Annotated in this window: 19 protein-coding genes and 1 riboswitch; of the genes, 4 read left to right on the top strand and 15 right to left on the bottom strand. The window is 63.7% G+C overall.

From position 1 onward, the window contains the following. Positions 1 to 89 precede the first annotated feature (89 nt). The 6 genes from CWO91_RS35675 to CWO91_RS35655 all read right to left on the bottom strand — a co-directional run bounded on the left by CWO91_RS35675 (position 90) and on the right by CWO91_RS35655 (position 6,167). The gene (locus tag CWO91_RS35675; RefSeq protein ID WP_130220141.1) at positions 90 to 671 is read right to left on the bottom strand and encodes a hypothetical protein; all 582 of its coding nucleotides are present in this window, start codon (positions 669 to 671) and stop codon (positions 90 to 92) included. Between the two features lie 61 nt (positions 672 to 732). Continuing rightward, positions 733 to 2,967, bottom strand: coding sequence for a TonB-dependent receptor (locus CWO91_RS35670; protein WP_130220140.1), 2,235 nt, complete (start codon positions 2,965 to 2,967; stop codon positions 733 to 735). 117 nt (positions 2,968 to 3,084) lie between these two features. Beyond that, a riboswitch (cobalamin riboswitch) is annotated at positions 3,085 to 3,299 on the bottom strand. Positions 3,300 to 3,387: 88 nt separating this feature from the next. Next, entirely contained in the window at positions 3,388 to 3,645 is a 258-nt protein-coding gene (locus CWO91_RS35665; protein ID WP_130220139.1) for a hypothetical protein, read from the bottom strand. 124 nt (positions 3,646 to 3,769) lie between these two features. Then, positions 3,770 to 3,979, bottom strand: a complete 210-nt coding sequence (locus CWO91_RS35660) for a hypothetical protein (RefSeq protein ID WP_130220143.1) — start codon at positions 3,977 to 3,979, stop codon at positions 3,770 to 3,772. Positions 3,980 to 4,131: 152 nt separating this feature from the next. After that, positions 4,132 to 4,308, bottom strand: a complete 177-nt coding sequence (locus CWO91_RS43420) for a hypothetical protein (protein WP_165405945.1) — start codon at positions 4,306 to 4,308, stop codon at positions 4,132 to 4,134. A gap of 122 nt (positions 4,309 to 4,430) precedes the next feature. Continuing rightward, positions 4,431 to 6,167 carry an adenylate/guanylate cyclase domain-containing protein gene (locus CWO91_RS35655; protein WP_130220138.1) on the bottom strand — a complete coding sequence of 579 codons (1,737 nt, stop codon included), beginning with the start codon at positions 6,165 to 6,167 and terminating at the stop codon, positions 4,431 to 4,433. A gap of 325 nt (positions 6,168 to 6,492) precedes the next feature. On the opposite strand from CWO91_RS35655, the gene CWO91_RS35650 reads away from it, so the two are divergent. Next, a complete protein-coding gene (locus CWO91_RS35650; RefSeq protein WP_130220137.1) occupies positions 6,493 to 8,676 on the top strand; it encodes a lytic transglycosylase domain-containing protein in 2,184 nt (727 codons plus the stop codon). Positions 8,677 to 8,758: 82 nt separating this feature from the next. On the opposite strand, the gene CWO91_RS35645 is transcribed toward CWO91_RS35650, so the two are convergent. The 4 genes from CWO91_RS35645 to CWO91_RS35630 are packed head-to-tail and all read right to left on the bottom strand — an operon-like array spanning position 8,759 to position 10,146. Further along, positions 8,759 to 9,112: a hypothetical protein gene (locus CWO91_RS35645; protein WP_130220136.1), complete on the bottom strand. Its 354-nt coding sequence runs from the start codon at positions 9,110 to 9,112 to the stop codon at positions 8,759 to 8,761. Beyond that, on the bottom strand, positions 9,109 to 9,297 hold the full coding sequence (locus CWO91_RS35640) for a hypothetical protein (protein ID WP_130220135.1): 189 nt from the start codon (positions 9,295 to 9,297) through the stop codon (positions 9,109 to 9,111). The genes CWO91_RS35645 and CWO91_RS35640 overlap by 4 nt, the downstream gene beginning before the upstream one ends. Next, entirely contained in the window at positions 9,294 to 9,686 is a 393-nt protein-coding gene (locus tag CWO91_RS35635) for a hypothetical protein (protein ID WP_130220134.1), read from the bottom strand. Before CWO91_RS35635 ends, CWO91_RS35640 begins: the two co-directional genes overlap by 4 nt. 43 nt (positions 9,687 to 9,729) lie before the next feature. Beyond that, complete coding sequence (locus tag CWO91_RS35630) at positions 9,730 to 10,146, bottom strand: hypothetical protein (RefSeq protein ID WP_130220133.1); 417 nt, start codon at positions 10,144 to 10,146, stop codon at positions 9,730 to 9,732. A gap of 335 nt (positions 10,147 to 10,481) precedes the next feature. Here CWO91_RS35630 and CWO91_RS35625 point away from each other — a divergent pair, with 335 nt between their 5' ends. The 3 genes from CWO91_RS35625 to CWO91_RS35615 all read left to right on the top strand — a co-directional run bounded on the left by CWO91_RS35625 (position 10,482) and on the right by CWO91_RS35615 (position 13,614). Next, a complete protein-coding gene (locus tag CWO91_RS35625) occupies positions 10,482 to 12,467 on the top strand; it encodes a PAS domain S-box protein (RefSeq protein ID WP_130220132.1) in 1,986 nt (661 codons plus the stop codon). Continuing rightward, on the top strand, positions 12,464 to 13,132 hold the full coding sequence (locus tag CWO91_RS35620; protein WP_130220131.1) for a response regulator transcription factor: 669 nt from the start codon (positions 12,464 to 12,466) through the stop codon (positions 13,130 to 13,132). The genes CWO91_RS35625 and CWO91_RS35620 overlap by 4 nt, the downstream gene beginning before the upstream one ends. A gap of 95 nt (positions 13,133 to 13,227) precedes the next feature. Beyond that, positions 13,228 to 13,614, top strand: a complete 387-nt coding sequence (locus CWO91_RS35615; protein WP_165405944.1) for a response regulator transcription factor — start codon at positions 13,228 to 13,230, stop codon at positions 13,612 to 13,614. A 48-nt stretch (positions 13,615 to 13,662) separates the two neighbouring features. Here CWO91_RS35615 and CWO91_RS35610 read toward each other — a convergent pair whose 3' ends face one another. The 5 genes from CWO91_RS35610 to CWO91_RS35590 form a co-directional block, all read right to left on the bottom strand. After that, a complete protein-coding gene (locus CWO91_RS35610) occupies positions 13,663 to 14,631 on the bottom strand; it encodes a tripartite tricarboxylate transporter substrate binding protein BugD (protein ID WP_165405943.1) in 969 nt (322 codons plus the stop codon). Between the two features lie 186 nt (positions 14,632 to 14,817). Further along, positions 14,818 to 16,059 carry a threonine synthase gene (locus CWO91_RS35605; protein WP_130220129.1) on the bottom strand — a complete coding sequence of 414 codons (1,242 nt, stop codon included), beginning with the start codon at positions 16,057 to 16,059 and terminating at the stop codon, positions 14,818 to 14,820. Positions 16,060 to 16,187: 128 nt separating this feature from the next. Beyond that, positions 16,188 to 17,609: a dihydrolipoyl dehydrogenase gene (gene lpdA, locus CWO91_RS35600; protein WP_130220128.1), complete on the bottom strand. Its 1,422-nt coding sequence runs from the start codon at positions 17,607 to 17,609 to the stop codon at positions 16,188 to 16,190. Between the two features lie 13 nt (positions 17,610 to 17,622). After that, the gene (locus CWO91_RS35595; protein WP_130220127.1) at positions 17,623 to 17,979 is read right to left on the bottom strand and encodes a hypothetical protein; all 357 of its coding nucleotides are present in this window, start codon (positions 17,977 to 17,979) and stop codon (positions 17,623 to 17,625) included. A gap of 18 nt (positions 17,980 to 17,997) precedes the next feature. Beyond that, positions 17,998 to 18,950, bottom strand: a 953-nt coding sequence (locus CWO91_RS35590; RefSeq protein WP_130220126.1) for a 2-oxo acid dehydrogenase subunit E2, incomplete at its 5' end; no start/stop codon positions are given.

The raw sequence follows: 18,950 nt of genomic DNA, 5'->3' as shown, positions 1-18,950 counted from the left end.
TGAGGGGCGACACAGGCGCGGACGCGTAGATGGGGTAACGGGCCGGCCGCCCGCTCGCTACGGCGACACGACGTCGAAGGCAGCGGCGCTCAGGCAGGCATCGCTCCCTTGCGCCCGAACGGATCGAGCAGGCGGACGATCTCGCAGGCGGCGACGAGACCGGTGAGCCAGGCGGCGCTGGTCAGCCCAAGGCGCGTCACGATGGCCGCGGTGAAGGCGCCCTCTCCGCCCAGGAACGGCGTCGCGGCGAGCAGCGCGAGCTCATAGGCCGCGTAGGCGGCGACGAGCGTGATGGCCAGCACCAGCGGCGTGCGGCCCTGCGGCAGCTTACGCAGCACCACGGACGAAACGGCGGTCGACAGCAGCGCGGCCGCGACGATCGCACAACCCCAGGCGACGGTGCTGCCGTCGATGGGATAGTGCAACGCGCCGAAGCCGATGGTCTGGTTGACGAGCCAGGCGCCGGTGACGACGAGCAGCGCCGGGCGCAGCGGCAGCATCGCGGCCGCGACGACGGCAAAGGCCGCGAACGGTGTTGCACAGGCGAGCGCGAAGCTTGCGAGCGCGCATGACACCGCGAGCAGCACAAAACAGAACATCGGCGCAAGACGCGGCGCGACCGGGTGAAGCCGCAGACGGTCGGCGTGAGACGGCTGGATGCTGAGAGCCATAAGTGATCTCCTTCTATTCGAATTCTAGTCCATTTGGGGACGTGTGACAGCCCTATCGACGTCAGAACGTGGCGCCGGCTTTGAGCAGATAGCTGCGGCCGGGCAGCGGATAGGCGCTGAAGCGACCGTCGGTAAAGGTGCTTGCGACTGCATAGTCGTAGTAGAGCGCGTTCAGCAAATTGTTGACGCTCAGCGACCAGAAGTACCGCTCATATTGACCACTGAGCTTGAGGTCGATCGTGCCATTGGCAGGAATCGGCTTCTGAGTTCCGGCCTGGTCGTTGTCCATGCGACGCTCGCTCCAGAACCGCGCGGTGGCGTCGAGCACGACATAGTTCTGCCAGATGTTCCAGGTGACACCCGCACTCGCGGTGTAGCGCGAGACCAGCGGCACGTCATTGCCGGCCCAAATGCCTTCGCGGAAGACAGCCCTCGTATAAGCCATGCCGGCGCGCAAGAGCAGAGCGTCGTTGACGCGATAGGAGACGCTGGTCTCCGAGCCGTAACGGCGGGTCGGATCGAGATTGGTGTTGTAGAACAGGACTGGATTGAAATGGATCTCGTTGGTGAGGTCCATCAGATAGAGACTGCTCTGCATCTGAAGACCGCCTCCCTTGATACGCAGCCCAGCCTCGACATCCTGCGAGGTCTGGGTCTTGAGCTGGAACGTTTGCGGCAGCGGATTGAAGAAGGGATCGAATGAGGGTCCCGACGACACCCGCTCGTCGACGTCAGGCGTGCGAAACGCCCGCGCGGCGCGGCCGAACAGCGAGACCATGTCGTTGAGACGATGCTCGGCACCGAGGTGCAGCGCATATTGGGTCTCGTCGCTCCTGAGCGGGAGCGCGCCGATGTCGGCATTGAACGGAGCTGCCGGATCAAAATTGTCGCGTGCCGACAGACTGATGGTCTGCACCCGCGCGCCATAGGAAACGTCGGCGGTCGGCGTCACACCCAATGTGTGCTGAAAATAGCCCGCAACCGTCTGCTGCCTGAGATCGTAATTGTGCCAGGCGGCGAGACCCTGGCCGGCGCCGCGGTTCTGCTGAAAGCTCGCATCGTAATAGTCGATGCCGGTCAAGAGCTGCGACGGTATTCCGAGCAGAAGGCTCTTCACGCTGAGCCGCGGCGTGATCGACCATGTCGTCAGATCGGCGTCGACATAGGTCGACGTGAAGAAGGCGGGCACCGGCGTTGGGCTGGAGAAGAATGCACTCTGCTGCCTCTTGTCGCGCATGCCGCCGTCGACGATGAGATCGACACCGTTCACCAGGGTTTTTGTGAAGCCCGCTGTCGCGCCAAAACCTTGCTGGTTGGCATAGTTGAACGGCGTGCTGGTCCCCTTCCGGTTGGTCGCGAGCTCGTCGAGGCCGATCGAGGGATCGACGGTGCGGCCGCCCGGCAGTCGCAGCTCCCGATTGTCGCCGGTCACGGTCAGGAACGCAGTCAGCCCCGGCGTCGTGTAGTTCAGATTGCCGACGCCGTTCTCCTGGGAATAACGATTGTTGTCGCGATAGCCATCGGTCTTGACGGTATCGCCGTAAAACGAGGTCGACCACGGACCGGAATTGAGCGACGTCGAGACGTTGCCGAGCCTGGTGTTGAACGAGCCGAAGCCGGCCTCGATGCGCGCGGCCACGGGCGGTCCGCCGACACCGTTCTTGGTGACGATGTTGATGACGCCGCCGACCGCATTGTCCCCATAGAGCACCGCACCGGAATTGCCGCGCGTGATCTCGATACGCTCGATGGAATTGAGCGGGATGGTGGCAAGGCCCACCTGTGCCATGTCGACGTCGTTCAGCCGCCGTCCGTTGACCAGCACCAGCGTGTTGGCGGTTGCGAACGCGCCGAAGCCGCGCAGGTCGACACTGGTCTTGGCGCCGATCGGACCGCCATAGAACGTCGTGATCTGGGCGCCCGGTACCTGCGTCGAAATGATCTCGGCAAGCGTCCGCGACGGCGCATGGGCGATGTCGGCGGCCGTGATCACGGTCGTGGCGGCGCCGACGATGCCTCCATTGTTGCTGGCCGCCTCACCGCCAGAGCCGGACGAGCCGGTCCCTGTCGGCGCGCCGTTCGGCGTCGCACGGCGTCTCCCCATGTCGCCATCGCTGGTCGCCCTGGCACGCGTGCGGTTCTGATCGTCGGCCTTGGTCACTTCGATCGGCGGCAACTGCTCGGCGACAGTCTGCGCGCGGACGCCCCTCACATTGAGGACAAGAACGGGAATGATGAAGCTGGATGCCAGCCAGGCCGTGCGACGGCATCGGATTGCGGCGGAAACGGAAGACATGCGAATAAAAACCTCGGCAGGACGTCAGTGGCACGTCACAGCGAACGAGGTTTCACGACGGAGCGATCGATCGCTCCGGTGAAGCTAATGTCTGTACTCCCCGACCGACATCTTCGCGTGTGACCACGGCTGACGGCAGGTCTCCTGGCTCGCGGGTCGTTACCTCTCCGTCACCTTCCCAGGACCGAGATTCCCAGTGGCATAGGACGAGAGATTCGCCGCTTACAGTTGCGGGGGCAGCCATGGCATTGAGAAGATCCCGGCGTTGGGAAAATCTCGCACCACGTTCCCTTTTGATCTCCGTGAGGAGAACCGTCGCGGATCTTTTACGAGTCGTGCAGCCCGGGAGTCAATCAGCTGGTTGCATCTGGCGGCGACAACTCGCCGCTGCCGGTCGTGCCGCAAGCAGAGACCCGGCAGCTACGTCCGGCCTCGCGGGCGCTGGGCCTGCGCCCAAGCGACGGCGACGTCGCGTGGCGGAACATCGATGCGCTTGATCGGCGTCAGTTCGCCGGAGGCGGAGACGATCGCGGTCTCCTCGCGGCCGCAGCGCGGGCACACGAAACGGACCTCACGCGGGAATGCCAACCAGCTTGAACGTTTGACGTTGGCAGCCATCGGCCAAGCGTCGCAATGCGGGCACGACACCAGGAACCGGCCAGGATCGAGCATACCCATTCAATCGGACTCCACGTTCTTCCCGCTTCCTTCAATGATTGATCCAAGTGAATCGTTCCGGTGCCACGACACCGCTGGCCTCCCGCCTTCGCGCGCTGGCGACTTTGACGCAGGCATCGGGATCTCAGCGAGCCCCCTTGAGCGTGCAGGAGGTCGTGCAGGTGACCGTGGTGCCGCGATCGCAGGACTTGCAGGCGCTGACGCACTGGTTCATGTCGCGAGGATTGTAGCTGTAGTTTCGCATCGGGCAGGTCAACGTCGAGCCGGTGATGTCCTGCTCCTGATCGCAGGCCGCCGTCATGAGCGCGAATATGACCACTGCAACGAGGCGCATGGGATTGCCCGTCAAACCTGGCAAGTGACACTCGCGAGGCGCGCTGCATCGCAACGAGCCCCGGCCTTCCCACCGCGAGCCATCGCCAATCAGCGACGCCCGCATGCGCCAGAGAATGCGCGCAAAATGTTAAGAACGGATTGCAGCGGGCCTCAAGCAGCAGCTCTGGTCGCGATCGCTTGCCGCGTATCCATCGCGAGCTGGCGGTACTGCTCGGCGAGCTTCAGATAGAACTCGCGCTTGGTGCTGTCGGTGGTGAGCTTGGCAATCAGCTCGCACTCGGCGGAGAGCGTCTCGAACCGTTCGAGCCTGTCCTCAAGGTGTGTCATCGGCGTGTCCCCATCTGACGCCTCAGGGACGTCAAGCCTAAGCCCGGGAAATAGGTCACGGCAAACATCGTTATGGAGTAGAATCGTTTTTTCCAGTCGGCGACGCCGGACGGCAGGCAATGCTATTTCTGCTCCAGCCGCCAGGCGCCGTCCCAAGCACCGTCCGGCGGGTTGACCTCGAACTGCGCGATGCGGCCGAGCAGCGTGCGCGAGGGACCGTCGCCGGGGACCGCTTCGAGCGCGGCGCTGAACGCGGCGCGGGCATCGTCGAAATGCCCGGCGCGATAGGCGTCGAGACCTTCGGCATAGTGCGTGCGCAGGCGCGCTTGCGCATCGGTGAGTGCTCCGGCCCTGCCCATCACCTCGAAGACGGCCTGCGGTGCGCGCTGGCCCGCGACCGCGAGGCGATCGATCTCGCGCAATTCGAGCTGTGAGCCGATCGCATCCGCCGTCGCCTGCGAGACCAGGATGCGGGTGCCGTAGGCCTTGTTGGCGGCCTCCAGCCGCGAGGCGAGGTTCACGGCGTCGCCCATCACGGTAAAGCTCATCATCAGCTCGGAGCCGATGCTGCCGGTCAAGACCTCGCCGGTGGCGATGCCGATGCGCAGATCGCACGGCGCCGGCATGGCGCGGATGCCGAGCAGATCCGGCAGCTGCTTCTGGAGCGCGGGCACCTGATCGGCCATCTCGATGGCGGCAAGGCCGGCGAGCATGGCCTGCTCGTCCTCCTCGATGAAGGGCGGGCCCCAATAGGACATGATGGCATCGCCGATATATTTGTCGATGACGCCGCGATTGCTGCGGATGGGGCCGGACATCACCGTGAAATAGTGGTTCATCACCTTGACGAGCCCGCGCGGGGTCACGCCCTCGCTCATCGAGGTGAAGCCGCTCATGTCGCAGAACATGATGGTCATGACCCGGCGCTGGCCGTCGATGGCGACCTCCGGCCGGTCGATCAGGCCCTGCACCACCTTCGGGTCGATATAGCGCCCGAAGGTCTCGCGGATGCGCTCGTTGTGGCGGAGCTGCTCGATCATGCGGTTGAAGGCCGCGGCAAGCTCGCCGATCTCGTCCTGGGTGGAGACGGTGATGGGCTTGTCGAACCGGCCCGCCTCGACCTCGCGGGTGCCGGCGAGCAGCAGCCGCACCGGGCGCGTGATGCCGCTACTCACCAGGAGCGCAAAGGCAAATCCGACGATCGCTGCGAGCAAGGTCACGATGCCCGATACGATGATCGCCTGGTGCTGGTGGCTGATCACCTGCGACGTGCTGAAGAAAACCTGCGTCAGCATGTCGGCGCGGATTGCATCGATCTTCTGATTGAACTGGTCGCGCAGCACGTCGATATGCTCCAGCGTGCCGCGGGCCTCCGCCATCTGCCTGGCATCGACCTGCTTGACCAGCTTTGCGTGGTCCTCGGTCAGATCGCGGCGCAGCTCAGTGACGGCGGTCTCGATGCGCAGCTCAATCCGCGCCAGCGCGGCATTGTCGGACGGAGTCCTGGGATCGTTGATGATGGCGTTGATGAGCGTGCGTGCGCTCTCGGCCTCCTCCTCGATCCTGCGGTCGGCCTGCTCGAACTCGCGCACGCGCGCCGCATAGGCCTCCTCGTCCGACGGCGACTGCATCTTGGTCATGACCATGCGCCGCAGCGCCAGCGCTCGCTCCAGCGAGCGGATGTTGGCGCGCGCCAGATGGCCATAGGCCGGGATGTAGCGGTTGGTCAGCTCGTCCAAGAGGACGCCGACCTTGCTCGACATCACCATCGACAGGATCGAGGTGACCAGCATCAGGACGATCAATCCGAGGGCGATGCCGACGATCTTGCGCCGGATCGACTGGTTGAAAATCGGCATAGGTGCAGGGCAAAGGCTGAAAGGATGAAGCGAGGGAACTCAATACACCGGATTTGGCCGTGGGAACACGCGCATTCTCGCCTTTCTGACGCCGTGAACCGTACGCAACCGTCGCGCGAGCCCTGATCGTTAACAAAGGTTAAACACGCTGCCTTTTCCGCTATTTCGGAAGTTCCCGAGTTCCCATCCGTATTTTGCCGCATTGTTGCGAGAGCGTGAGGAATGCGAAACGATGTCATGACATCGTTTGGGGTCGTCTTTTGATTCTCAAGCCGCATGTCGTCGCGGATCTTGGTTTGTAGTGGTTTCGCAGGGGGACCATGGAATGAACCAGTGCCTACGCTCGTTCGCGTGTGTCGTTGCCGTGGCCGCGATGGCCATCCTTCCCACCGAGTTGACGGCGAAGAGCGGTCATAAATCATCCGCGCCGAAGAAGACGCATGAGGCGAAAGCCGGCAAGCAGCGCCATGCCTCCGCCGGCAAAGCGCGGCACGGCAAGCACGCCGAGGCCAAGCGCAAGCCGAAGAAAGCGGTCGACGAGCCCTCGGACAAGCCAGCACCGCCGCCGCTGACCGGCGATCTCGCCGCGCTGAAGGATGCGATCGACCTCGCGCGCAAGGGCAAGACCGAGGATGCGGGCGCCGCGCGCGACCGCATCACTGACCCCGCCGGACAGAAGCTTGCGGACTGGTTCATGCTGCGCCACTCCGAGAGCACGGCGAATTTCAAGCGCTACGCCGCGTTCCTCGCCGCCAATCCGGACTGGCCGAGCAGCGCTCTGCTCCGCCGCCGCGCCGAGGCGCGGCTGTGGCAGGAGAAGAGTGACGCAGCCATTGTGCACAAATTCACCATGGACCGGCCGACCAGCGCCAAGGGCAAGTTCGCGCTGGCCCGCGTACTGCTCACTGAAGGCGACGCCGACAGGGCTGCGCGTCTCGTGCGCGAGGCCTGGCGCACGGACGAATTGTCGGAGCGGAGCGAAGAAGACTCCTACGCTGCGTTCCGCGATCTTCTATCCGCCGACGATCACCGCGCGCGCATGGACAAGCGCCTCGGCGCCAAGGACTACGCAGCCGCAAGGCGCGCGGCCAAACGTCTCGGCGAGGATGCGCTCGCGATCGTGAAGGCCTGCGCCGCCGTCACCGGCAAGGCGAGCAAGGCCAAGGACTATCTCGAGGACGTCTCGACCGAGGCGCGGCGCGATCTCGGCTATGTGCTGTGCCGCGCCCAGTGGCATCTTCAGAACGACCGCATCGACGACGCAGCCGAGGTGATCCTCGCCGCTCTGCCCGACACGATGGCCGCGCAGGACACCGATGCCTGGTGGCGCGAACGCCGCCTGCTGGCGCGCAAGCTGCTCGACCAGGGCAAGTTCAAGACCGCTTATGACGTGGTGCGCACGGCCGCGGTGCCGGAAAAGGAAGTCTACCGCGTCGATTACCACTTCATGTGCGGCTGGATCGCGCTGCGCTATCTCGAGGATCCCAAAACAGCGATGGTGCACTTCGCCGCGATCGACGAAGGCTCGGCCAATCCGATCGCGCTGTCGCGCGCCCATTACTGGCGCGGCCGCGCCGCCGAGGCGATGGGTGCCACAGCCGACGCGCGCATGAGCTATCGGGCGGCGGCGCGCTATCAGACCGCCTATTACGGCCAGCTCGCCCGCGCAAAGCTCGGCCTGGACCGGATCGAGCTGCGGCCGCCCTCGCCCGTGCTGGCCGCCGCCGACACGCAGTTGGCGGACGAGCGCGTGCGCGCAGCCAACATGCTCTACGATGTCGGCGAGCGCGACGTCGTGTTCTATTATGCCGAGGATTTTGCCAAGGAGAGCACCGACGCCGCGGTGCTCGAAGCGCTCGCCGAGCTCGCCGGACGGCGCAATGACGCACGCGTGATGCTGGAGGTCGGCAAGTCGGCCCTGGCGCGCGGGCTCGCGCTCGACCACTACGCCTTCCCCACCATCGGCATTCCCGAGCACAAGCAGGTCGCACCCGCGATCGAGACCAGCGTGATCTATTCGGTGGCGCGCACCGAAAGCTCGTTCGACCAGCGCGACAAGTCGCCTGCCAATGCTGTCGGGCTGATGCAGGTGACGCCGGAAGCGGGCCGCGACACCGCCAAACGCTTCGGCCTGACCTATGACTGGGACAGGATGGTGTCCGATCCCGTCTACAACACCCAGATGGGCGCGGCCGAGCTCAGCGCGCTCTTGTCGGAGTATCGCGGCAACCAGATCATGACCTTCGCCGGCTACAATGCCGGCCGCGGCCGTGTGCGCGAATGGGTGCAGGCGCGTGGCGATCCCAGAGATCCCAAGGTCGATCCGGTCGACTGGGTGGAGCGCATCCCGCTGTCGGAGACGCGCAACTACGTCCAGCGGGTGATCGAGAACGTGCTGGTCTACCGTGCGCGGTTCGAAGACAGCGGCATGATCGCGGGCAAGAGCGACCAGCGCGTCGTCACGCACGAGGTCAGCGCACCCGTGGCGGCCGCAGCACCTGCTCCCTAGTCAACGCCGCCGGGGCTGGACGCGGCGCCTGCGGGGTCACGGTGCTGCGGCTTCCACGCGCGTTCAGTCGCGCAGCCAGGTGTCACCTCCTTCCGTCGATCAGATCGCCACCGCCCAAATATGCGCCGGTCAAGGCTCTTGCGAAGGTCCAGGCGTGTATCGTGTAGCTCCAGCACGAGACGGCACTCAGGACCGCCAACGTCTCGATCAGGTTGCCAGCGGCGAGCTCGACGTTCCCTGCGGCCGGTTCTGTGCGCCCAGGCATCGACCATTGCATGAAGAACGTGGCAAGTTCGCCGCGACGGTAGCAATCGGTGTCACAGTAACGGCGCTGGGTCCGCGCATGCCGGACATAGCCGGTCCCGATTGAACGCGAGCATGTGCTGCACGTGGCGGCGCGCAACGGGGGCTCGTGATTGACCACCACGAATTTCATGAAGCCGCCCTCACGCCATCTTTCGCGAGCGCCTCGCAGAACAGCGCGTAGCACTGATAGTCGCAGTAAGGCAGACCTGTCCGGATCTCGCGGAGATAGCTGCCGCTGATCGACTCGCAGCACTGCATGCACCATGTCTTCCGGAACGGAGTCCGACCGTTCACCAGTACGAACGCGAATCTCACGTGGCACCTCCCAAAGCGAAGCAGTAAACGCTGTCCAACGGAGAAAGTGCGGGCGGTGGAGCGCAAAGATGATTTCGGCCGTCCGGATTATCCCTGTTTCGCTCCACTTTTTGCGGTGGGATCAGAATGAATCTCCCGTCCTCCCTGCGCCGTGCATAGAGCCGGCCGTCGATGTACTTGATATCGGTCGGATAGCAGTCCGCGTTGCTGCAGCAACTGAGGCTCGGATTATCCGGCATATGCCAGGTCGAATAGAATTTTTCGTGCAGCGCCTGGTCCTGGGGTGGGTGCTGGCGATGAACGGTGCCGTGTCCCGTCTCCTGCGCCTGGGCCGTCGCAGCGGCGCCGAGGAGAACCATCGAGCACAAGAGCTTGCATGAGCGGTTCAACGCAGGGGCTCCCGGATTAGATGTCAGCTCTCCAATTCAGCCCTCACGCGACCTGCGCCCGGAACAGCCAGCTGCGGTCGCGTTCGCGGCGTGTGCGGAAGCGATCAACGCACTTCTTGGAGCAGAGCGCAGTGCGCCAGGAATAGTAGCGGATCAGACCAAACTTGCCGCCACATACCGCACAGCCCTTGATCGAAGAGCAACGTTCGGACTCGGATAGGCGACGCTCAGGAAGTTGCGACGTATCGCACATTGTTCTCTCCCTCTTTCGGCTCTGCTTGCGCTCTTGCCTATTGGTTTCCTTCGAATTCACGCGGGTCGTGAGTTGCGGAGATCGCGGCTGCGTGTCGAGAAATGCCGCTGCCTCGTCGCTGGTCGCCTGCCTGTCGGTGAAAGCGTCCGGGGCCATACGCTTCAGACCCGGTTTCTCGTGCGAACACTGCGATTGGCTGGTCGACACTCCCGATTGGCCGTGAGACTAATCCCCCCAGAACAAGACGCTCAATTGTACGGAGGTAATTGGCCGACATGACTAGGAATGGAGGAGCTATACTTAGGTTTGTCCCGTAGTTGCCCGGGACTCTCGCGATGGCTCATGCTCAACGATACGGCGAACGACGCACGAGCTGCACGGCGACGGCGAAAACTTGGCTGCACGACGTGCTTGATGCGCTGCGGTGAACAGCCAATTCCAAGGCCAATGTCGCAGTCGCCATCCGACTTTGGCCGGAATTGCTCCTCCGGCGGCAACGTGCTCTACTTGCGTTCACGCAGAGAGCGCCGGGAGCGTCTGCGATGAAGCCGGGCCGGGCAGCCACGTTCGGGAAGTCAGCCGCGCAATTCCTCGCCGGCTGCGTCAGGCAAGTTGTCACCCCCAAGCCGCGCACTGAGACCGGTGACGCCGGTCTGCTGGAGGCGGTCAAGCAGTGGCAGCAAGTTTTCGAGCACAACCCGGTCATGTATTTCATGGTCGACCCGAGCGGAACCGTGATCAACGTGAACACGTTCGGCGCGGCGCAACTGGGCTATACGGCCGCGGAATTGATCGGCCGATCGGTGCTGGATGTCTTTTTCGAGGAAGACCGCGACTTCGTCCGCGCGTGTGTCGCGCTGTGCCTTGAGACCATCGATCAGTCACACACCTGGGAAATCCGGAAGGTTCGCAAGGACGGCTCGGTGCTATGGGTGCGCGAGAACGCCAAGACCATGCTGCGGGCCAATGGCGGGCCAATCGTGCTGGTCGCCTGCGAGAACATCACCGAGCGCAAGGAAGCGGAGAATGCGCTGCGACAGAGCGAAGCTTACCTTGCCCAGGCGCAGGAATTGAGCCACACCGGCAGTTTCGGCTGGAGGGCCGCAACCGGCGAGATCACTTGGTCCAAGGAGACCTATCGCATCTTCCACTGCGACGAAGGGACCAAGCCAGAGATCCCGTTCATGCTCCAGCGGATCCATCCGGAGGACCGGCTCGCCGTGCAACGGACGACGGGGCGGGCGGCGCGCGAGGGAAAAGACTACGATCACGAATACCGGCTGGTGATGCCCGATGGTTCCATCAAGTACGTCCGAGCGGTCGCCCGGGCGACGCGAGATGCCAGCGGTCACGTGGAATTCGTGGGATCGGTGACCGACATCACGGCGACCAAGGAGGCAGAGCGCAGGCTTCGTGACAGCGAGCAGCGCTTTCGCGACTATGCCGAAACCGCCTCTGACTGGTTCTGGGAGACGGGGCCCGACCATCGCGTCACCCAAGTATCGGAACATTCGGATACCGTCACCGCCCCCGCTGGCCTGATCGGGCTCACGCGCTGGGACATTGCTCCGGACTCCGATCTCGAGCCCGAAAAATGGCGACAACATCGGGCGGCGCTCGACGCCCACATCCCGTTCCGCGATCTGGTGTACCGCAGCAAAGACCGCAACGGACACCCGATCTATGTCCGGACCAGCGGCAAGCCGTTCTTCGACGCCAACGGGGCCTTTCTGGGTTATCGGGGCGTCTGCACCGACGTGACCGCGGCCATCCGGGCCGATCAGGCCGAAGACGCGCTGCGCAAGGCTCAAGCCGAGCTCGCCCATGTCACGCGCGTCACGACACTGGGCGAGCTGACCGCTTCAATCGCCCACGAAATCAACCAGCCGCTCGCCGCCGTGATCGCAAACGCCGACGCCTGCCTCGCCTGGCTGCAGCGAAGTCCGCCCGATCTCAAGGCGGCGCGCCGCTCCGTGGAGTGGATCATCGAGGACGGCAAGCGTGCCAGCGACGTGATCCGTCACGTTCGGGCGCTCGCCAAGCGTTCCGAAATCGAGATGGCTCCGCTCGACGTCAGCGTGGTCGTGCGCGAGGCCGTCGCGCTCGTTCAGCGTGAGATGGCCAGCCATGCCGTGTCGGTTCGAATGGAGCTGTCGTCGGCACTGCCCAGGATCTTTGGCGATCGAATTCAATTGCAGCAGGTCCTGATCAACCTGATCAAGAACGGGATCGAGGCCATGGACGGCATCCATGATCGCCCGCGCGAGCTGGCGATCCGTTCAGCGACCGACGACGATGGCGCGGTGCAGGTGAGCGTCTCCGACTGCGGCGTTGGCATCTCCGAACAGGCACTGGACCGCCTGTTCATGCCGTTCTTTACCACGAAGTCCTCCGGCATGGGCATGGGCCTGTCGATCTGCCGCTCCATTATCGAGGCCCATGGCGGACGACTTTCCGCCATACCGAACCAGGAGCACGGCGCGACTTTTCAGATCACCCTGCCGCTCCATCGAGAGGACGCATTGTGACCGAGCGCGCGGGGCCTTCGCCCAAGGAGGACGGCGACCAGCCAATCGTCTTCATCGTCGACGACGACGCGTCCATGCGCCGTGCGCTCACCAATCTGTTCGAGTCGGTCGGCCTCAAGGTCGAAGCATTCGGCTCGGCGCCGCAGCTCCTCCAGGCCAAGCCGCCAGACGTCCCAAGCTGCCTGGTGCTCGACATCCGCCTGCCCGGAACAAGCGGCCTCGAGCTGCAGACCGATCTTGCCAAGGCAAATATCCATACGCCCATTATCTTCATCACCGGTCATGGTGATATTCCCATGACTGTTCGGGCCATGAAGAGCGGCGCGATCGACTTCCTGACCAAGCCGGTTCGCGACCAGGACATCCTGGACGCGGTCCAGGCCGCGATCGAGCGCGACCGCAAGCGCCGCGACCTTAACAAGACAGTCTCGAACGTCAGATCACGCTTCGAGTCACTCAGCTCGCGGGAGCGGGACGTATTGTCACTGGTGACGTCGGGCCTGATGAACAAGCAAGTGGCCGCCCAGCTCGGTTTGGCGGAAATCACCGTCAAGATCTATCGCGGCCAGATCATGCGGAAAATGGGCGCGAAGTCGCTGGCCGACCTCGTGAGGATGAGCGAGGCGCTCGGGATTCGACCCAGCAAGCCCGACGTACAAACCTAAGTATGAGTTTCCAATGGTGACTGGCAGGTCCACCTTGCACGTTTAGGTATGGCCGTGGCGACGGCAAGCGTAATCCTGAGCGAGGAGCGGACGTCTTGTCAGTGGCTTCGGTTATTTCGGTGCTTGATGATGATCCCTACGTGCGGGCCGCGATCAACAATCTCTTGGAATCCCGCGGATACATCGTCCACACATTCGCCTCCGCCGAGGAGTTTTTGAGGTCGGCCGATTCGACCGACACCTCGTGCGTGATCGCGGACGTGCAGATGCCGTCGGTCACTGGAATCGATCTGCTGACGCAGATGCGCGCGCAGGGGTCGGCGACGCCGTTCATCTTCATCACCGCTTTTCCGGATGAGAGCGTGCGTGTGCGTGCGCTTAAAGCGGGGGCAAGTTGTTTCCTCGGTAAGCCATTCGCCGCCTCGGATCTGATGCAATGCCTGGAGGTGGCGCTGGCAGCACGTGACGAAACCATGAAGTGATTCTCCGGCGGTCAGCGAAGGCGACACGCTGACACCAGCACCGCCGGCTCAATCCACCTTGATGTTGGCCGCCTTGATGATTGGCCACCATTTTGCGATCTCGGCCTTCTGGTGGGTGCCGAGCGCTTCTGGCGTGAGCTGATCCTTGGGCGTCATCTCCAGGCCCTGGCTTTCGAGTTGCTTCTTCACTCCGGGATCATTCAGCGCTTCCACGGCCGCCGCATTGAGCTTGGTCACGATCTCCTTCGGCGTGCCCTTCGGCACCCACATGCCCGACCACAGCGTCATGTTGAAACCCTTGAGACCCGCCTCCGCCGCGGTCGGAATCTCCGGCGCCGACGGCAGGCGCTTGTCGTCGGTGATGGCGTAAGCGCGAATGGTGCCGGCGCGGACCTGGTTGATGGAGTTGGAGGTCTGGTCGACGATGAGGTCGATCTGACCGGCGATGAGATCGTTGAGGGCGGGCGCGGTGCCGCGATACGGCACGTATTGCAGCTTGATGCCGGAAACGCTTTCGAAATAGACGCCGGCGATGTGGCTGCCGGAGCCCGCGCCGGCGGTGCCGGCGGTGGGCGGCGACGGCCGCGACTTGAGCCACTCAATGAACTCCTTCAGCGAGGTCGCGGGCACCGCGGTCTTGCTGACCACGATCATCGGATTGCTCGGCAACAGCACCACCGGCTCGAGGTCGGCGACGAGGTCGTATTTGAGCTTGTAGACGGCACCGTTGGCGACGTGGGTGCCGAGATGGCCGAACGAGATGGTGTAACCGTCCGGCGGTGATTGCACGGCGCGGCCGACGCCGATCGAGCCGCCCGCGCCGGTGACGTTCTCGATCACCACGGGCTGGCCAAGCGACACCCGCATGCGCTCCGCAAGCACCCGCGCCATTGCATCCGACGGCCCGCCGGCCGCGAAGGGCACGATGATGGTGATGGGACGCGTGGGATAGTCGTCGGCGCGCGCGGCGCCTGCAACAGTGAGAATGGCAATCAGCGCAGCCCAAGCGGCCTTCATGGTCCTCTCCCCAGCAATGTCTTTATTATTCTTGGCCCTCTGCCCGCGTACGGGAAGAGGGATCATTCGTGGCGTATTGCCGCGCTAAAGCGCGATGAGATTAGGATGAATCGTCATCGCGCTTTTAGGTTATTGTTTGAGCATGATCTTTTCGGAAAACCGCTGCACACTTTTCCGGATCATGCTCTAGAACTGCGTGTAATCGATCGGCTTGTGGCGATCGAGCGTGCGGGTGACCGGCGGCAGCGGATATTTCAGGCCGGTCGCACAATTGAACAGCATCACGCGGTCGGTCTTGCTGACGCGACCGTCTGCGAGGCTCTGTTTGTAGGCGGCGTAGGTGGCGGCGCCCTCGGGGCACAGCAGCAGCCCCTCCTCGCGCGCAACCTCGCTCAGCGCCGACGAGATCTTGTCGTCGTCGACCGCGATGGCAAAGCCCTTGCTCTGCCGCACCGCGCGCAGGATCAGGAAATCGCCGATCGCCTGCGGCACGCGAATGCCGGAGGCGATGGTGTGGGCGTCCTCCCAGCGCGTCGCATGCTCGGTGCCGGCGTCATAGGCCCGCACCATCGGCGCGCAGCCCGAGGCCTGCACCGCGACCATGCGCGGTCGCTTCGAACCGATGAAGCCGATCTTCTCGAGCTCGTCGAACGCCTTCCACATGCCGATCAGGCCGGTGCCGCCGCCGGTCGGATAGAAGATCACGTCGGGCACGTCCCAGCCGAGCTGCTCGGCGAGCTCGAGGCCCATCGTCTTCTTGCCCTCGATGCGGTACGGCTCCTTCAGCGTCGACGTGTCGAACCAGCCGACTTTTGCTTTCCCCTCGCCGACGATCTTGCCGCAATCGTCGATATAGCCGTTGACGCGATAGACGGTCGCGCCCTGGAGCTCGATCTCGCTGACATTCACTTCCGGTGTGTCGGCCGGGCAGAAGATCGTAGTCTTGATGCCGCACGACGTCGCATAGGCCGCGAGCGCCGCGCCGGCGTTGCCGTTGGTCGGCATCGCCATATGCTTGATGCCGAGCGCCTTGCCCATCGACACCGCCATCACGAGGCCGCGTGCCTTGAACGAGCCGGTCGGCAGCCGCCCTTCGTCCTTCACGATGATCTCGCCGCCGCCGAGTTTGGCGCCGAGCTTCGGCAGCCGGATCAGCGGCGTCGCGACCTCGCCGAGGGAGACGATGTCCTTGCATTTGCGCACCGGCAGCAGCTCGCGGTAGCGCCACATGTCGTCGGGGCGCTGGGCCAAAGCGTCCTTGGTCAGCGCCTTCTTCACCCCGGTGAGGTCGTAGCGCACCAGGAGCGGCTTGCCGGCCTTGGAGAGGTTATGGACCTGGTCGGCCGCGTAATGATCGCCCTCCATCGCGCATTCGAGATGCGTGACGAAGGTCGGGCGTTCGATGGTCAGGTTGTCGTTGTCGTGCATGGGTTGGTTTCCTTCTTATTCTAAAAACAGCTCTCTTTGGTCGTCATTGCGAGCGCAGCGAAGCAATCCAGAGTCTTTCCGCGGAGACAGTCTGGATTGCTTCACTTCGCTCGCAATGACGGAAGTGGTTAAATATTCAGCACCCGTCCATAAGCATCCAGCACGGCTTCCTTCATCATCTCCGACAGCGTCGGATGCGGGAACACCGTGTGCATCAGTTCTTCTTCCGTGGTCTCCAGATTCATGGCGACGACATAGCCCTGGATCAGTTCGGTGACTTCAGCGCCGACCATGTGAGCGCCGAGAAGCTGGCCGGTCTTCTTGTCGAAGATCACCTTGACCAGACCCTGGTCCTCGCCGAGCGCGATCGCCTTGCCGTTGCCGACGAAGGGGAAGCGGCCGACGCGGATCTCGCGGCCATTTTCCTTGGCCTTGGCTTCGGTCAGGCCGACGGACGCGACCTGCGGATGGCAATAGGTGCAGCCGGGAATCATGTTCTTGTCCATGGCATGCGGATGCAGGCCCTTGATCGCCTCGACGCAGATCACGCCCTCATGCTCGGCCTTGTGGGCGAGCATCGGCGGACCGGCGACGTCGCCGATGGCGTAGATGCCGGGAACGTTGGTCTTGCCATAGCCGTCGATCACGATGCCGCCGCGGTCGGTTTTGACGCCGAGCTTCTCCAGCCCGAGATTCTCGATGTTGCCGACGACACCGACAGCCGAGATTACCCGCTCGAATTCGGTCGTGACCGGCTTACCCTTGCCGTCGTCGATAGTGGCGACGACGCTGTCGGCCTTCTTCTCGAGTTTTGTGACTTTGGTCGAGGACATGATTTTCATGCCCATCTTCTCAAAGCGTTTCCGCGCGAGTCCTGCGATCTCCGCGTCCTCCACGGGGAGGATCTGCGGCAGTACCTCAACCACGGTCACATTAGAGCCCATGCTGTGGAAGAAGGAGGCGAACTCGATGCCGATCGCGCCGGAGCCGACAACCAGCAGCGATTTCGGAATCCGGTCCGGGATCATGGCCTCGAAGTAGGTCCAGACCAGCTTCTGGTCGGGCTCGAGCCCCGGCAGCACGCGCGGCCGCGCACCGGTCGCAACAATGATGTGCTTGGCCTGATAGGTCCCCTCGCCGAGCGCGCCCTTGGGGCCCTCGACGTCGGACTTCTTCACGGTGATCTTGCCGGGCGCGTCGATCGAGGCCGCGCCCCAGATGACGCTCACCTTGTTCTTCTTCATCAGGAAGCCGACACCGTCGTTCAGCCGGCTCGAGACGCCGCGCGAGCGCTGCACCACCGCCTTCGGGTCGAACGAGACCTTCTCGGCCGACAGGCCGTAATCCTTGGCGTGCTGCATGTAGTGGTAGATCTCGGCCGAGCGCAGCAGCGCTTTCGTCGGGATGCAGCCCCAGTTCAGGCAGATGCCGCCGAGATACGACTTCTCGACGATCGCGGTCTTGAAGCCGAGCTGGGCAGCGCGGATTGCGGTGACGTAGCCGCCGGGGCCGGAGCCGATGATGATGACGTCGAAGGATGTATCGGCCATGCTGGCTCCCGAGTCAGATCTGTCTAGCAGGCGACGTTGCGCCAAAGGTTTTGAGTATCAGATGATGGGCAAGTATAGCGGCGGCAAGCGCGCCAGCCTCCAGACTTGTGAGCCCGTCGATCCAACGAAGGTACCAGCACGTCACAATGACCGCGAGCAGGAGTGCGAGCAGAAGCCTCGCAGGACCACTTGCGCGAAACAAGGCGTAGTACATGGCAAGAGCCGCGATCGCCAGTCCGCTGTATACCGCCAGTGCGAATGGCAAGAAGGCCATTCCCACATCTTGACTCGGGTGCGTCGAAGGAATGCTCCACCAAAATGGAAGGTAGAGCGTTAGCAAGAAACCACAACCAGCGACCACGTGGCGCATTTCAAGCCACCCTCGCCGTCACACCATCATCATGACGGGATTTTCGATCAGCTGCTTGAAGGCGCCGATCAGCTCGGCGCCGAGCGCGCCGTCGATGGCGCGGTGATCGCACGACAAGGTCACGCTCATCATGTTCGCGATCTCGATCTTGCCGCCGCGAACGACCGGACGCTCCTCGCTGGTGCCCACGGCCAGAATGGTCGCGTGCGGCGGGTTGATCACGGCGGTAAAGTGGCTGATGCCGTACATGCCGAGATTGGAGACGGCCGTGGTGCCGCCCTGGTATTCCTCAGGTTTCAGCTTGCGCGAGCGGGCGCGCGCGGCAAAATCTTTCATCTCGTTGGAGATGGTGGAGAGCGTCTTGGTCTCCGCCTTGCGGATGATCGGCGTGATCAGGCCGCCCGGCATCGCCACGGCAACGCCGACGTCGGAATGGTGGTGCTTGACCATGCCGCTTTCGGTCCAGCTGACGTTGCAGTTCGGGATCTTCTGCAGCGCGACCGCCATCGCCTTGATGACGAAGTCGTTGACCGAGATCTTGTAAAGCGGCTTCTTCTCCTTGTCCTTGGGAGCAGCCGCATTGATCTCCTCGCGCGCGACCAGCAGCTTGCCGATGTCGCAGTCGATGGTGAGATAGAAGTGCGGGACGTTCTGGATCGATGCGGTCAGGCGCTGCGCGATGGTGCGGCGCATGCCGTCATGCGGGACGATGTCGTAGGAGCCTGGCTCGAACAGCGACAGGATCTGCTTGTCCGACATGGTCGGCGCGATTGCTGGCGCCCCGGACGGCGCCGCCGCGGGCGCCTTGAGGCCCTTGCCGGACTTGGCCTGCTCGACGTCGCGCGCGACCACGCGGCCGTGCGGGCCGGTACCCGTGACCATCGCGACGTCGATGCCGGCTTCCTTGGCGATACGGCGCGCCAGCGGCGATGAGAACACACGGCCGCCATGGCCGTTGCCCCGCACGGCGG

It is taken from the genome of Bradyrhizobium genosp. SA-3 (genome assembly GCF_004212635.1).
GTDB lineage: Bacteria > Pseudomonadota > Alphaproteobacteria > Rhizobiales > Xanthobacteraceae > Bradyrhizobium.
Note: the sequence above shows the minus strand (reverse complement) of the source record. Positions and strands in the feature narration are given on the sequence as shown.